Origin of the sequence: Sphingobacterium composti (assembly GCF_009829075.1) — a bacterium.
In the GTDB taxonomy this organism is placed as follows: domain Bacteria; phylum Bacteroidota; class Bacteroidia; order Sphingobacteriales; family Sphingobacteriaceae; genus Sphingobacterium; species Sphingobacterium composti.
Genome location: NZ_WUQZ01000031.1, coordinates 1 through 16,113 on the forward strand (window position 1 = coordinate 1; position 16,113 = coordinate 16,113).

13 protein-coding genes are annotated in these 16,113 nt (G+C 35.1%); 8 read left to right on the plus strand and 5 right to left on the minus strand.

The annotated features are described in order from the left end of the window. Nucleotides 1–268: 268 nt before the first annotated feature. Nucleotides 269–694: a cold-shock protein gene (locus GOQ17_RS14835; protein ID WP_159638673.1), complete on the minus strand. Its 426-nt coding sequence runs from the start codon at nt 692–694 to the stop codon at nt 269–271. Nucleotides 695–859: 165 nt separating this feature from the next. Between GOQ17_RS14835 and lplA the strand changes: the two genes are divergently transcribed. Together lplA and GOQ17_RS14845 are read left to right on the plus strand one after the other, a co-directional pair. Next, nucleotides 860–1,843 carry a lipoate--protein ligase gene (gene lplA, locus GOQ17_RS14840; RefSeq protein ID WP_159638675.1) on the plus strand — a complete coding sequence of 328 codons (984 nt, stop codon included), beginning with the start codon at nt 860–862 and terminating at the stop codon, nt 1,841–1,843. Nucleotides 1,844–1,970: 127 nt separating this feature from the next. Beyond that, complete coding sequence (locus GOQ17_RS14845; RefSeq protein WP_159638677.1) at nt 1,971–3,212, plus strand: thioredoxin fold domain-containing protein; 1,242 nt, start codon at nt 1,971–1,973, stop codon at nt 3,210–3,212. 53 nt (nt 3,213–3,265) lie between these two features. Here GOQ17_RS14845 and GOQ17_RS16455 read toward each other — a convergent pair whose 3' ends face one another. Continuing rightward, nucleotides 3,266–4,501 (minus strand): nitroreductase family protein, encoded by a 1,236-nt coding sequence (locus tag GOQ17_RS16455; RefSeq protein WP_159638679.1) that lies wholly within the window; start codon nt 4,499–4,501, stop codon nt 3,266–3,268. Nucleotides 4,502–4,682: 181 nt separating this feature from the next. Here GOQ17_RS16455 and GOQ17_RS14855 point away from each other — a divergent pair, with 181 nt between their 5' ends. After that, on the plus strand, nt 4,683–5,468 hold the full coding sequence (locus tag GOQ17_RS14855; protein ID WP_159638681.1) for a patatin-like phospholipase family protein: 786 nt from the start codon (nt 4,683–4,685) through the stop codon (nt 5,466–5,468). A gap of 129 nt (nt 5,469–5,597) precedes the next feature. On the opposite strand, the gene hisD is transcribed toward GOQ17_RS14855, so the two are convergent. Beyond that, a complete protein-coding gene (gene hisD, locus GOQ17_RS14860; protein WP_159638683.1) occupies nt 5,598–6,884 on the minus strand; it encodes a histidinol dehydrogenase in 1,287 nt (428 codons plus the stop codon). After that, nucleotides 6,884–7,735, minus strand: coding sequence for an ATP phosphoribosyltransferase (hisG, locus tag GOQ17_RS14865; protein WP_159638685.1), 852 nt, complete (start codon nt 7,733–7,735; stop codon nt 6,884–6,886). Before hisG ends, hisD begins: the two co-directional genes overlap by 1 nt. A gap of 329 nt (nt 7,736–8,064) precedes the next feature. On the opposite strand from hisG, the gene GOQ17_RS14870 reads away from it, so the two are divergent. Then, nucleotides 8,065–9,651, plus strand: a complete 1,587-nt coding sequence (locus GOQ17_RS14870) for a M60 family metallopeptidase (RefSeq protein ID WP_159638687.1) — start codon at nt 8,065–8,067, stop codon at nt 9,649–9,651. 55 nt (nt 9,652–9,706) lie between these two features. Here the strand turns inward: GOQ17_RS14870 and GOQ17_RS14875 are convergent, their stop codons facing one another. After that, nucleotides 9,707–10,099, minus strand: coding sequence for a hypothetical protein (locus GOQ17_RS14875; protein WP_159638689.1), 393 nt, complete (start codon nt 10,097–10,099; stop codon nt 9,707–9,709). Nucleotides 10,100–10,309: 210 nt separating this feature from the next. Between GOQ17_RS14875 and GOQ17_RS14880 the strand changes: the two genes are divergently transcribed. From GOQ17_RS14880 to pdeM, 4 genes are all read left to right on the plus strand, one after another. After that, nucleotides 10,310–11,332 (plus strand): ligase-associated DNA damage response exonuclease, encoded by a 1,023-nt coding sequence (locus GOQ17_RS14880; protein WP_159638691.1) that lies wholly within the window; start codon nt 10,310–10,312, stop codon nt 11,330–11,332. Beyond that, the gene (locus GOQ17_RS14885) at nt 11,329–12,909 is read left to right on the plus strand and encodes an ATP-dependent DNA ligase (protein WP_159638693.1); all 1,581 of its coding nucleotides are present in this window, start codon (nt 11,329–11,331) and stop codon (nt 12,907–12,909) included. The genes GOQ17_RS14880 and GOQ17_RS14885 overlap by 4 nt, the downstream gene beginning before the upstream one ends. Before the next feature lie 88 nt (nt 12,910–12,997). Next, nucleotides 12,998–15,457: a ligase-associated DNA damage response DEXH box helicase gene (locus tag GOQ17_RS14890; RefSeq protein ID WP_159638695.1), complete on the plus strand. Its 2,460-nt coding sequence runs from the start codon at nt 12,998–13,000 to the stop codon at nt 15,455–15,457. Further along, nucleotides 15,454–16,101 carry a ligase-associated DNA damage response endonuclease PdeM gene (gene pdeM, locus GOQ17_RS14895; RefSeq protein WP_159638697.1) on the plus strand — a complete coding sequence of 216 codons (648 nt, stop codon included), beginning with the start codon at nt 15,454–15,456 and terminating at the stop codon, nt 16,099–16,101. Before GOQ17_RS14890 ends, pdeM begins: the two co-directional genes overlap by 4 nt. Nucleotides 16,102–16,113: the final 12 nt, after the last annotated feature.

Genomic DNA, 16,113 nt, shown 5'->3' on the forward strand with positions numbered 1-16,113 from the left:
TAAAAGCTGGATACTGTCAACAACCCTTTCGAACGATTATCTTAAACAACTGGGATACCCATCTTTACTGGCAGAATACAAGCGAGTTCGTGTTACAACTTAGGGAAGCGCCGTATACCGAACGGTAGGTGCGGTGCTGTGGAAGGTCGGAACGGGAATTAATCCCGTTCCTCCTATCCGATTTATATATTTTGCATATACTACTTAAATAAAAAACATCCCTTATCATTTTATTGATAAGGGATGTTTACATTAAGAAATTTATATTTTATAATACAATCACTTCTGTAACTTGAAGTCCTTGCTTGCTTGATTGCGATTTGAATTTTACTTTTTGATCTTGGTGTAAAACAAAACCTAAGATTTTGAAGTTAAAATAAACGTTTTCTCTCGTTTCGTTGTCACGGATAAAACCGTATTGACCTGCTTCATTGTAAAATGATACTTTACCAAATGAATACACATCTTCCACTTCTGGACGGATTAAGTCTTCCTCTTTGAACTCGTATTTCTTTAAAGGGGGCTTATCGGAGATATTTCCGTTCTCATCAACATATGCGAACATTTCTTCTAATGCTTTTCCTTTGTCATTAGAGTCCTCACGCTGCGCTTTTTTTTCTTCTTTTTCTTTACGTTTTTGTAATTTTTTCTTTGCGATTTCTTTTTTTCTAAATGTTTGTTGGCTTTGACCCATGTATTGATATTTAATGATTATTTTGTTGAGAAAAGTCTAACATATCGACAAGAAATTCTAAGTGGAGAATGTAGGCGAAGTTGTGCGGCTTTTTTACAAACATACAAAAAAATATTCAAACAAGTGAACTAAATTCTTATTACTACCTTTGTGTAAAAGACACTTATGATAGTTATTGATTCCCCATCGCAAAATGCATATTTCAACATTGCTTCAGAAGAATATTTATTAGGACGTTTTCCAGAAGAAGAAATTCTTCTTTTCTATGTTAATTCTCCTTCCATTATAATTGGTAAATTTCAGAATACTTTGGCAGAAATAAATTTGGACTATGTTTCTGCTCATGGTATAAAAGTTGTAAGACGTCTTTCTGGAGGAGGAGCAGTGTACCATGATTTAGGAAATTTGAACTTTTCCTTTCACACTATAGCGAATGAAACAGATTTTAGTGATTTTGAAACATTTACAAGGCCTGTTATACAACTTTTAAATAAGCTAAATGTTCCTGCAAAATTAGAAGGACGAAATGATTTATTGGTTGAGGGAAAGAAATTTAGTGGTAATGCTAAAACTATAAAATCAAAAAAGATGATACAGCATGGTACTATTTTGATTAATTCAGAAATGTCAATTTTAGCAGATGCATTAAAAGTAAACCCTTTGAAATTTGTTGATAAGGCCGTCAAGTCCAATCGTGCTCGTGTGACAAATTTAATAGAATATTTGCCTGAAGGCACGACTACTGCATTATTTAAGCAATTGTTTATTGATGAAATAAAATTAGCAAATGAAAAAGTAACAATTTATACATTCGACGAGCAAGATCTTGAAGCGATAGAGAAACTTGTCAATCAAAAATACAGAACTTGGGAATGGAATTTTGGATCCTCACCAGATTACAATTTTAAAAAATCAAATAAAATCCCTGCTGGATTTATAGAAGTACATTTGGATGTTCATAAAGGGCATATTACTCAAGCTAAAATTTTTGGTGATTTCTTTGCAACCAAACCTATTGAAGAATTAGAAAATAAATTGATCGGCATAAAACATGATCAAGAAACTTTAAATGCCAAATTTAAAACTCTCGATCTTAATTCATACTTCGGGAAAGTCTCACTAGAGGAAATATCAGAAATCTTTAATTAGTATTAGTTGTAATTCCTATACAGAAGTTAGAATTTAAGGTTAAATTTAAGTTAAAGTGTTGAATTTTTATTTTAAAATTGCTATTAATAACTATTTTTGTTTTACTAGTTAATTTAAATTATTAATCATGAAAAAAATATTTTTTATACTTTTCGTTCTTCCACTTTTGGTAGTGGCACAAGAACAAGGAATTAAGTTTGAACACAATACAACTTGGGCAAAAATTAAAGAAAAGGCTAAGGCTGAAAATAAGCACATTTTTGTAGATTGTTTTACTACTTGGTGCGGACCTTGTACATGGATGTCAGAAAATGTTTTTCCGCAACCTGAAGTTGGTGAATTTTTTAATGCGAATTACATAAACTTAAAATTGCAATTTGATGAAACTCAGAAAGATTCAGAAGATGTAAAATCGTGGTACGCTGAAGCGAAAAGATTTGCACAAGATTATGAAGTAAAAGCATATCCTACTTTTTTGGTTTTCAATCCTGATGGTGAATTAGTTGATAAAGTAATTGGAGGAAGTCAACCAGATCAATTTATTGCACGTTTTAAAGATGCATTGATTCCGGAAAAGCAATTTATCACCTCTAAAAAGAAATTTGAGGCTGATCCACAAAATCTAGAATCGGCAAAGCAAATATTTAAAATTGCCGCAGATATTTATGACTTTGAATTGGCAAATAGAGCATTTAATACGATTTTGGAAAAATCATCAAATGAAGAGCTATTACAGGAAGAAAATCTTGACGGCATTGTCATTCTAGCACAAGAGCAACCTGATAGTAAAGCTTTTGAACTAATCTATAATAATCAGACGGCTTTTCGCGAGTTTTTTAACAATAAATTTAGAGCTGATGTTAATGATTTTTTGGCTTATGTTCTAACTCAAAAGGAAATGCAATCTAAAATGTCAAATGGAGAAAATATTGATTATGATGCACTGGAAAAACAATTAAGTGCGAAGTACGATAAAGTTAACTTTTCAAAATCATTGACTTCTATGAAGTTAAGTAATTACTTGCGTAATAAAGATTGGAAAACTTTTACAAGCGAATACGATAAAGTTGTTAAAAGTAATGCGAATATTACTGCAGAAGAGCTCAATGAATATGCTTGGCAATTATTCGAAGAATGTGATGATAAAGAAGCATTGAAAGTGGCTTTAACTTGGAGTAAATTGGCTGTAGAGAAAAACGATACAGGCTATATCATTGATACTTATGCTAATCTTTTATATAAGTTAGGTGATGCAAAAAATGCAATTGTGTGGCAAGAAAAAGCTGTAGCTAATACCACAGAAGATAGAAGAGATGAGCTTGAGAATACTTTAGATAAAATGAAAAAAGGCATTCCAACTTGGGAATAAACAAAATAGCTCCAGCTTATTTCGCTGGAGCTATATAAATAGAAAATGTAAGATTAATTCAAATTAATCAAAAAGTCTTCTTTGCTGAAACGTACTTTTTTCAAGTTTAAATTCCAGTCGTTTGCTTCATCACGATAACCAAGTGCCAATATTGTCACTGATTTTAATCCTAACTTTTCTAAGCCCAATAATTCATCCAACTGCGCATTATTGAAACCTTCCATTGGTGTAGCATCTACTCTTTGTTCTGCTGCTGCTGCAATAGCTAAGCCAAAACCAATGTATGCTTGACGTGCTGTATGGTTGAAATGTTGCTCTGGGGTTTGCTGAGCGAAGCTATTCCACAACATATTTTTGTAATCATTAGAATATCCTTCCGGAAGATTTCTTTCACGTTCGCTGAACGAAAATACCTCATTCAAGTATTCTTCAGAATAACTTTCTTGCGCAGCAAATACCAACAAGTGTGAAGCGTCTACGATTTGTGATTGCCCATAAGCAATAGGTTGAATTTTGGCTTTTAATTCTTCATCAGTAATTTCTATTACCTTGAAAGGTTGTAAACCCGATGAAGTAGGAGCCAAACGTGCCGCTTCAATAATATAATCTACTTTTTCTTGCGCAACTTTCTCGCCATTCATTTTCTTAGTTGCGTATCTCCATTGTAAGTCTTGTAATAAGCTCATATTTTTATTTTGTTTTTGTAATGTATAAATAAATCCTTCGACAGCATCTAATACTGTAGCAGGGGGTAATTCTGTGATTTCGTGATTGGACAATAAATCAATTGCAATGAACCCATGAAGCATAGACCAAAATGTTTTTAATTTCAAATGTATATCCACTTGTCCATTATGGCTTTCTTTTAATACATTGTCAATTGCAGTCAGCATTATCGTGGAACTAGCTTTCATCTCCTCTGAACTGTTAATAGTTTCACAAGCTGGTATTCCTAATCCAAACATTATTCTGTAATACTTTGTATTTTCGGATGCAAATTTCCAATAAGCGATAGCTATTTGTCGTAACTGTTCGGCTTGTGACAATGAAGTTGCTCTAGCCGATTGTAACGTATAGGCTAGCTTCGCGAACCCTTCTTTAGAGAAATATTCTACTATAGCTTCCTTATTTTCAAAATGCTTATAAATAACTGGAACGCTATAATTTATCGCATCCGCAATTTTGCGAATAGATAGAGATTGCCAACCTTCTTCTTGGATAATTTTCCATGATTGGTCGATAATCGCTTGACGTAATTTCTGTATTTCTTTTTCTCTTCGTGAAAGCATGCTAAATTGTTGAATATGCAACTTGTTAACGGTGTTAACAAAAGTAACGCTGTTATTTTGTCGTGCAAAATTTTTTGAAAAAACAGACTTTTAATTGACAAAAGCAGATTATTATTCGATAAAAGCTAGTAATTGTAGAAATATATTTAATTTAGGTTTTGATATAGAACGTATATTTTTTATGAGGAAAAAAGTCTCTTTGGTATTAGGTAGTGGGGGTGCACGTGGTATTACTCAACTTGGTGTTATTAAATGGCTTACAGATCATGGATTTGAGGTTAATGAAGTAGTGGGGTGTTCCATAGGAGCTTTAGTTGGTGCAGCATTTGCCGAAGGCAAAAATATTGAACTAGGTGAGTGGATGTCTCGTTTGACAAAAAGAGAGGTCTTTAGATTGATGGATTTTTCAGATCCGCGATATGGAATTTTGAAAGGCCAACGTGTTATGTCGACTTTGCATGAAGTATTTGAAGATATTCTGATTGAGGATATGCAAATAAAATATACTGCTGTAGCAACCGATCTGACAAATGAAGAAGATGTCGTTTTCCGTTCGGGAAACGTATATAATGCCATCCGTGCTTCAATAGCTATTCCAGGAGTTTTTAAGTCCGTCGTTACGACTGATGGTCGATTCTTAGTTGACGGAGGGGTTTTGAACCCTTTACCCATTAATTATGTGCGTTATCGAGAGAATACAATCATAGCTGTGAATTTAGATGGAGATAGAGAACTGCTATCGCCTATTGCGTATGATAAATTGAATGCAATTAGTGTGTTGCAGGAATCATACTTGGCCATGCGTCGTAAATTAACCAAATTGAGTATCGAGTTATATAAGCCAGATTACGTAATCAATGTACCACATAATATATCTGGGATTTGGGATTTTGACCGTTCGAAGTTTTTGATAGAAAAGGGTTATGAATATGCTGAAGCTAATCTAGTTCATTTAATAAATAAGTAAGGGATTAAAACTATGTTTTAATCCCTTTATTCTTTTTTGCAGAAAACCTCTAACTATTAGAGATTTATCTTTTGTAAGTATCTATTATAATAACGGTGTCTAGTATCAAATATTGTGTAGGAATAAAAATTATTTTCTACGTATCGATACAGCATTTTTATGCGCTTGTAGTCCTTCTAACTCAGCTAAAATTTCGACTGTGGAGCCTATTTGCTGAAGACCTTCCTCACTTATCGATTGGAAAGTTATCTTTTTGACAAAGGAATCCACCGATACTCCAGAGTATGAACGTGCGTATCCTGAGGTAGGTAATGTATGATTGGTACCTGAAGCGTAATCACCTGCACTTTCTGGTGTCAAGTGACCAAGGAAAACCGAACCTGCATTAATTATTAATGAGGTAATCGTTTGCCAGTAATCAGACTCAATGATAAGGTGTTCTGGTGCGTATAGATTTGAAAATTGCATAGCTTCTTTCAAATCTTTTGTGATTACGGCATATGAATTTTCAATAGCTTTGCGTGCTACCTCTTGACGTGGCAAAACTGCCAATTGTGCTTCTAGTTCACTATTAACACGGTTAACAAATTCTGCATCAGTTGTCACCAATACAGCTTGACTATCTGCTCCGTGCTCAGCTTGTGCTAGTAAGTCTGCCGCTACATACGCAGGATTAGCGGTATCATCCGCAATGACTAAAACTTCTGAAGGACCAGCAGGCATATCAATGCTTACGTTTGTTAAACTTTGTATTGTACTTTTAGCTTTAGTAACAAACTGATTTCCTGGCCCAAATATTTTATCAACTTTAGGAATACTTGAAGTTCCAAATGCCATCGCTGCAACAGCTTGCGCGCCACCTACTAAATAGATACGGTCAATTTTTAACAACAATAAACAGTACGCAACGAAACCATTTATCTTTCCATTTTTTTGAGGAGGTGAACAGACTACTATTTCTTTACAACCTGCAATTCGAGCTGGAACGCCCAACATCAACAGGGTAGAAGGTAATACCGCTGAACCGCCCGGGATGTACAATCCTACTTTTTCAATAGGACGTATTTCACGCCAACATTTCACACCTGGCATAGTTTCCACTACACGTTCACGCTTATTTTGTACGCTATGGAATTTATGAATATTTTGAAAAGCGATTTCTAAAGCACGTTGTTGGTCGCGACTTATCGTCAAAGCTAACTCTTCGATTTCTGCTTTATCCAAATACAATTTGTCCAGTTGTACTTGGTCAAATTTCGCGGCAAAATTCACTAATGAGGAGTCTCCCTTTTGACGAACTTCCTCTATTATTTCATTTACAGTGGATTGAATAGACTGATTAGGGTCCGAGTTGCGTAACACCAATTTGTCAATTTCTTCCGTAGAGAGATTTGTGTATGAATATGTTTTTAACATTATAAAATAATCTTTTCAATCGGCATAACAACAATTCCTTGAGCTCCCGCAGATTTTAGCACATTGATTTTACCCCAAAAATCATCTTCAGAAATAACAGTGTGTACTGCTACCCAACCTTCTTCTGCTAAAGGCACTACTGTAGGGCTTTTGACACCGTGCAATAATTCCGTTATCTTAGGTAAATTGGATTTTTCAACATTCAAGACAACGTATTTCGTTTCTTTTGCGCGCAATACGGATTGAACGCGTTGAAGCAGTTCTGCTACGATTTCATTTTCTTCTAAACCTTTGCGACCAATTAATATAGCTTCGGATTTGCGAACATCAGCAAAAGGCTTCAAGCCATTGCTTTTCAAAGTTCCGCCGGTAGATACAATATCACAAATCGCATCACTTAAACCTAATCCTGGTGCAATCTCCACAGAACCTGAAATAGTTTGAATATCCGCATTGATTTTATACTCATCTAAGAAGGATTTTAAAATCACGGGATAAGAAGTGGCAATGGATTTTCCGTTTAGGTCTTGCAAGTCTTGAATAGTAGAATCCTTTGCAATCGCTAACTTTAAGGTACATTTACCAAAACCCAAACGTTGAATATATTCAACTTCAGCTTGTGTTTCGTCAATGACATTTTCGCCAACAATACCCAAATCCGCAATTCCTTGTTCTACATATCCAGGAATATCATCATCTCTAAGGAATAAAATTTCAAGGTTGAAGTTTGAAACAGTAGTTATAAGTGAGCTTTTGTAATTTTCGAAGTCTAGACCACAGTTTTTTAATAACTGTACTGATTTTTCATTTAATCTACCCGATTTCTGGATAGCTATTTTTAGATTTTTCAAAACTGATTGTTTTTGGTGCTTAAATATTATTAATAAAACCGACTATTGGGAAAAAGATGCTTCACGTAGAAACATATAACATTACATATCGCCGCAATGGCGATGATGTGTATGCATATGGTATGTGAAGAATTTTGTCATTTATCAAATAATACTGCCACAAATTTAACCGAATATTATAGTTTTTGCAAACCTTTTTGATTTTTATTGAAAATTAATCAAACGGTTGACTGCTTGTGTAAATGAGGTTTTAGGGTTTGTGTCAATTTGTTTACTTTTTACTTAATACTTATAAGCTTAATTTAGCTACTAATTATAAAACTATTTAAATGAAAAAGTACATAATTCTAACTATTTCAACTGTTATTTTAGCTTTCTCCAGTGCATGTGCACAAGCCGATTTATCCAAATTTAACTCCGATTTGGCTGTGTTTGATGATGCGCTCGGACTTACCCTGAAAAAAAATGTAAAGAAAAAAACTGTTAATGCCATTGTAAATCCCGCAATCAAAGAAGTAGCAACAGCTATATTGGCAAAAAATTATAAACCCCAATATAAGTATGCTAGCTATCAAGCAATATTGAATCCACGAACTTTAGGTCGCGATTTGAGTATTGGAGATGGCTATAGCAAATATGAAAATATTACGGGTGTTTATTTAGAACAAGGAGAGCACGTTATTCTCGTGGATGGAATTGACGAAGGTAAAGAAGTAAAATTATTTGTTCCGAATTGGCTGCGTAAAGCTCCGAATCCAGAAAAACCTACTGAAGATCCTAATGGTTGGGGATTACACAAACAAGAATTTACGCTTAAAAATGGTGCAAATGTTATCAAATTGGATAAATATGGAAGTTTGGCGTATGTCGTTTATTTTTCAGACCATCCTGAAAAGGAAAACCCTATAAAAGTACATTTTATCACGGGTAAAGAAAATGGATATTTTGATATAGCAAAACATAAAGATGGAGATTGGAATGCGTTTATTGATAATGCTGTATATCCGATTTTGGACGCTAAGGGTAAACACATTCAAACAGCTTATCCAGTCGAATCTTTAAAGAAATATGCTTATGGAAGAGGTGTAGAACTGATTTCTAATTATGATACGTTAGTGTATAGACAGCATCGTTTGATGGGCTTAGTTAAGTATAATAAAGTTCCTGAAAATCGAATATTATCTCGTGTAAATTATAATTATTACATGTTTAGAGATGTTGATGGTGTGGCTTATATGGGCGATAAATCTGGCTATGCGATGCGATTGGTAGTAAATCCAGATGTAGTCATCAAAGGTGATCCATGTTGGGGATTTAGCCATGAAGTTGGTCATGTTCATCAAACACGTCCTATGTTCAATTGGGGAGGTCTTGGTGAGGTGAGTAATAATTTGTTCTCGTTATATGTGACTCGTTCTTTCGGAAATAAAACACGTATTTCGGAACAAAAAAATTACGATAAGTCGCGAACCGATATTATTGAGAAAGGAATTTCTTACTTAGCTGACCCTGATGTATTCAATAGATTGGTGCCTTTTTGGCAATTGCAGTTATATTTCGAAGGTGAGGGGCAGAATCCAGATTTTTACCCTGATTTATTTGAAGAATTTAGAAAACAAGAAACTGCACGCGGCACGTCTAGAACGGGAGATTGGGCGTCTGATAGAAGAAGAGGTGAGCGTAATCCAGCCGTACATCAGCTGAATTTTGTAAAGACAGCTTGTGAAATTGCGAAGGTCGACTTAACTGATTTCTTTTCTAAATATGGTTTCTTTTATGTCGGAAAATTAGAATACGATGATTATGGTAAATATACCTACAACATGACACAAGAAATGGTTGATAAATGCCTCAGCGGTATCAAGGCATTAAATCTACCAAAACCTAAAATTGATATTACTACCTTGAGAGATTAACTAAAATACAGAAAACCCAGTTTTATGAAACTGGGTTTTCTTTTTTGTTGTATTTTTAAAAAGTTCGGAATATATAAATTACTTTCTGCTTCTTACCAGAAGATTTGTGTACTTGGAGTAATTTATCATCCACAAAAAGCTTTACTATGTAGGGATGCATAGACTTATTTTTGATTTTAGCCACATATTTTATTTTCTTATTATTCTTAATTTTTAAAGATTTATTCCATGAACCACTAAAGCCTTTAATTTTACTTTGCCTATTATTCTCATTTGTATATGATATTTTAGATTCTGATGTAGAATCTGCTTCTAGTATGTAATCAACTTTTATTTCAGGTTTCCATTTCAGACTTGATATTGATTGATTTACATAATAAATATTACCGCAACTTGTTGCTAATATTGTAAGTGAAGTTAGCAAAAAAGTAATTATCTTATTTTTCATGATTTAGTTTATAATAAGTAGACGATTTAATTTATCTAAAGGTTGCATTGGGTAAGTATAATATGATAAATTTTAAATCCTTTTAAGTTTGGCTGTCATGTTAATATTATCTACAATATTCTAATATTTTTCTTTTACTAATTTCTATAATAATTTGGTCTCTAACCTAATTATTGCAAAACAAAAAATCATTTTCTAGGTTAATGCTATATGCGCTTGATTCAATTTCGTCTTGAAGGAATATACTGTGTACCCGGAAAATTTTTCATTGACCCTTGGCGACCTGTGGATATGGCATTGATTACCCACGGACATGCAGATCATGCGCGTTGGGGAATGAAGAAATATTTGTGCCATCATTTTACTGTACCTATTCTCAAAAGTCGTATTAGCCCTGATATAATAGTACAAGGAATTGGCTATAATGAATCTATAGCGATAAATGGTGTTAAAGTTTCTTTTCATCCTGCTGGTCATATTATTGGTTCTGCACAGATTCGTTTAGAGTATAAAGGTAAAGTAGTGGTTATATCGGGTGACTATAAGCTTCAAAATGACGGGCTTTCGACTCCTTTCGAATCGGTCAAGTGTCATGAATACGTTAGTGAGAGTACATTTGGTCTACCTATATACCAATGGAAATCTGTGGATCAGCAAAATGAGGAAATGTCTAATTGGGTAGTGCAAAATCAATCGTATCAAAAAACTTCGGTTTTCGTCGGGTATTCACTTGGTAAAGCACAGCGTATTATGAAAGCTGTAGAAGGAACAGCGCCATTGTATGTACATTATTCCATCCATAAACTCAATCAAGCTTATGAAAGTGTGGGAATTCAATTGCCCAAATACGAGGTGTTGGATTTCAGAGAAGATGTTAAACATGTCAATCAAGGAATTGTGATTGTTCCACCTGCGCTCGTGGATTCCAATGTCATTCGCAAAATTCCCAATATGGCGTATGCGATATGTTCAGGCTGGATGACAGTCCGAGGCGCACGACGTTGGCGCAGTGCGGATGCAGGTTTCGCGATTAGCGACCATGCCGATTGGAATGATTTGCTCGATGCAATAAAACAATCTGAAGCCGAAAAAGTATATGTTACGCATGGACAAACCGCTGTTTTCTCAAAGTATTTAAATGAAATTGGCATTGAGTCCGAAGAAGTGAAAACGGAATTTGGGGAGGAAGAAGATGAAGCTGTATATGATAAAGTGGAAGGGAGTATGGAATGAGAGCATTTGCAACTTTAGTACATGCTTTGGATAGTACGAATAAGACTACGCAAAAGATGGAAGCTGTTCATCATTTCTTTAAAGAAGCGGATGATAAAGATAAATTGTGGTTTTTAGCATTGTTTAGTGGTCGTCGACCAAAGCGTGCTGTATCGACTACTTTGCTCCGTGAATGGGCTAAAAAGATTTCGCAAATTCCCGAATGGTTGTTTTTAGAGTCTTATTCTTCTGTGGGTGATTTAGGGGAAACCATATCTTTATTACTCCCAGAACCACAGGGATATTTAGATTTCTCGTTAGCGGAATGGATGGATAAGATTAACGCTTTAGCAATTTATTCTGATGAGGAAAAAAAAGAATTTATTTTGCATGCTTGGAATAATTTGCCTCATCAAGAACGATTTATATTTAATAAATTATTGGGTGGGAGTTTTAGGTTGGGCATTTCGACCAAAGGTTTAATAAATGCAATTTCATCATATTACAATTTAGAAGCGAGTGCTGTTTCGCACAGTATTATGGGCGAATGGACAGTAGAAAATTCGAATTTCGAACAGTTGATTCACGGTGAATATATTGACAGCAACCTTTCCAAACCTTATCCATTTTGTTTGGCGTATCCGATTGAAGATGTTGAAGCAACTTTAGAAAATTTAGCTGACTGGCAAATAGAGTATAAATGGGATGGTATCAGGGGGCAAGTCATCAAGCGTAATGATGAGATTTTCATATGGTCGCGAGGAGAGGAGTTAGTTACGGAACAGTTTCCAGAAATTGTGGATGAAATCAAATCTTGGGAAGGAAATTTTGTGTTGGATGGTGAGATACTAGCTATAAATAATGGTGGAATATTGAATTTTACGGCACTTCAGAAGCGACTAAACCGTAAGGTGCTTTCCAAGAAAATAATGGAAGAAGTTCCTATTGGAATGTTCCTATATGATATTCTTGAATTTAATCATCAAGATCTACGTAATGAGCCCATGAGTTTAAGACGTGAAATATTAGAAAATTTAGTAGCAGAAAATTCATTGCAAAACTTAAAAATTTCGTCCGTCATTCAGGTTGAAAATTTGGAAGAGCTTAAAGAAATTAGAGAGCAGGCAAGAGATATAAATAGTGAAGGTTTGATGCTGAAGCATAAGAATTCTATTTACCATGTAGGGCGTAAAAAGGGGGACTGGTGGAAATGGAAAATTGACCCGCTGACAATTGACGCTGTTTTGATTTATGCTCAAAAAGGTAGTGGTAGACGCAGTTCTCAATACACAGACTATACTTTTGCTGTACGTGATGGAGAAAATTTAGTCACCATTGCTAAAGCGTATTCAGGATTGACAGATAAGGAAATTCAGGAAGTCAGTCGATTTGTAAATAAAAATGCTGTTGAAAAATTTGGTCCAGTACGTACTGTCAAACCTGAATTAGTATTTGAAATTGCGTTTGAAGGAATAGGATGGAGTACAAGACACAAAGCAGGTGTTGCATTACGTTTTCCTCGAATTTTACGTTGGCGTAAAGATAAAACAGTAGCAGAAATAGATGATTTGGAAGAAGTAAAGAAGCTGATTCGATAAATGTCATGTTCAGACTTGTCGAAACATCTTTTTTCAAATGTGGAGATACTTCACTTATGTTCATTATGACAATAAAACATAAAATGGTTTGAGCAAATTTGAACAAACATCAGGTTATGAAATCGTATCCTCGTGGTTAAATGAACACGGGCGTACACCCTTTACTTTTCAACGTCAAGCTTGGGAAAAGATACATAATGGATATAGTGGAATGGTGGTCGCACCAACGGGATTTGGAAAAACATATTCTGTTTTTCTGGGTATCCTGATTAATTATATGAACAGACCTGATACCTACAAGAAAGGTCTAAAATTGATTTGGGTTACTCCACTACGGTCATTGGCAAAAGATTTAGCACGAGCCATGCAGGAAGCTATCGACCAAATCGGTCTAGATTGGGTTGTAGAAGTGCGAAATGGCGATACTGATGTCAAAATAAAGCAGCGACAAAGCAAGGAGATGCCCGATGTACTATTGCTAACACCCGAAAGCTGGCATTTGCTCTTAGCTCAAAAGGGACGGGATAAATTCTTTGAGAATCTCAAAGCTGTTGTCATTGACGAATGGCACGAGCTTTTGAGTAGCAAAAGAGGTGTCATGGTAGAATTGGCAACGGCATATTTAAAATTAAAACTTCCTAATCTTTTAGTTTGGGGTATCACGGCGACTATTGGAAATTTGGACGAAGCTATGGAAGTTTTGATTCCTTATCACGTTAAAAAAATCAAGATTGTTGCGAAAGAAAAGAAGTTAATTGATATTGTTTCGGTTTTTCCTCCAGAAGTTGAAATATTACCTTGGGCAGGACATTTGGGTGGTAAACTTGTGGACGAAGTTGTCCCAATTATTCTAAATAGCAAATCGACTATTGTATTTACGAATACAAGAAGCCAGAGCGAGTATTGGTATCAAATTCTGTTGGACGCTTATCCTGATTTTGCAGGGCAATTAGCATTGCATCACGGCTCTATTGATATGCAAATTCGGAATTGGATAGAAGAAGCATTGAGTGAAGGCAAACTCAGAGCAGTGGTTTCTACTTCCTCATTGGATTTAGGTGTGGATTTTAAACCTGTTGATACTGTTATTCAAGTCGGATCGAGTAAGGGCGTTGCGCGTTTTATGCAACGAGCGGGGCGTAGTGGTCACTCGCCATATGAAGTTTCTAAAATATATTTTGTTCCCACTCATTCTTTAGAATTGATCGAAGTGGCTGCGCTCAAAGAGGCTGTCAAAACCAATTTAATAGAGGATAGAGAACCTTTGGTGCTGTGTTATGATGTCTTGGTACAATTTCTAGTTACCATAGCATTGGGTGGGGGATTTCGTAAGGAAGAATTATTCGACGTGGTACAATCAGCTTATTCTTTTCAATGGATTACAGAGGAAGAATGGGATTGGTGCATTTCTTTTATCACCGTTGGTGGAAAAATTGGTAAGAATTATGAAGAATTTCACAAAGTGGTAAAAAATGAAGAAAGGTTGTATGTTGTGGAAAAGAGACGAATAGCCATGCTTCATCGCATGAATCTTGGTGTAATTGTATCGGACGCGATGGTGAAAGTGAAATTCTTAGGTGGTGGTTATATTGGGATGGTCGAAGAATATTTTATTACCAAACTCAAACAAGGCGATAAATTCATTTTGGCAGGAAGAGTATTGGAATTAATCCGAATAAAAGAAATGACAGCTTATGTGCGGGCTTCTCAAGGCAAAGCTATTACACCAAGTTGGTTAGGCGGTCGGTTGCCCTTAAGTTCAAATTTAGGAGGATTGCTTCGCAAAAAGTTGGCGGATTCTAAAAATCCGACTTCACGCGAAAAAGAATTGAAATTTCTTCACCCGCTTGTCGCTAGTCAAGTGGATAAATCACATATTCCTTCAGAAAATGAATTTTTGGTGGAGAAGATAAAGACGCGTGAAGGCTATCATCTTTTTATGTATCCTTTTGAAGGACGTTTGGTGCATGAAGTGATGTCGAGTTTGATGGCATATCGCATTAGTCAACTCTATCCGATAAGTTTTTCAATGGCGATGAATGATTATGGTTTTGAATTGTTTTCGGATAAAGATATCGAATTGAGTGAGGAGCAATTGAAACATATTCTGCGAAAGGAAGACTTGATGAAAGATGTTACAGCTAGTATCAATGCAGCGGAAATGGCAAAACGTAAATTTCGGGATATCGCTGTTATTGCTGGTTATGTGATTCAAAATCGATATGGCAAGCAACAAAATAATAAATCACTTCAGGCTTCATCAGGAATTATTTTTCAAGTACTTGAAGAACACGAACCAAACAATTTGTTGTTAAGACAGGCGTATACCGAGGTTTTCAATCAACAATTAGAAGAACCTCGTCTTGTTCAGGCATTTGAACGCATTAATTCTTCAAAAATCATTTATAAATTTGCAGAAAGTTTTACACCGTTGAGTTTTCCAATTAAAGTTGACAGCTTACGTCAATCATTATCAAGTGAAGATTTGGGAGTTAGAATTCAACGAATGCAGGAGCAGAGCAATAGAATAAATAGGAAGCGAAGATGATAATACACGAACAGGAAATTACCTGGGCAAATCAAAAATTAATACTCACCAACAAAAAAGCTATTTACTGGAAAGCACAAGAGACCTTAATATTATCTGACTTGCATTTGGGTAAATCTGCGCATTTTCGGCGCAATGGAATTCCAATTCCTACGCAGATTCATGAAAAAGATTTGGAAGTTCTCGAAAAGCTTCTGCTTCAATATCATGTTAAAAAAGTCGTAGTCGTAGGAGATTTGATTCACGCCAATGCAAATGGAGAGGTTTTGGATTTTAAACTGTTCTTAGAAAGATTTTCATCTGTCGAATTTATCCTAATAAAAGGAAATCATGACCGAATGTCCGAAAAGAAAGTCTTGGATTTAGGGATTAAATCTGTTTGTTCAAGTTTAACACTAGATAATATAACCTTTGTTCATGAACCTGATAAGTGCGCCGAATATCAAATTTCTGGACATATACATCCTGGCGTAACTGTTAGATTACCTACTAACAAACATTTTAGATTACCTGCTTTTGTCGTTTCCGAAAATATGCTAATACTTCCTGCTTTTAGTCAATTTACGGGATTGGACACAAAGAAAGTATTAGATAATGCAGTAAATTATGCGATTACTGATACGGGGATAGTGGTGATGAGGTAATTGTTTTACAAT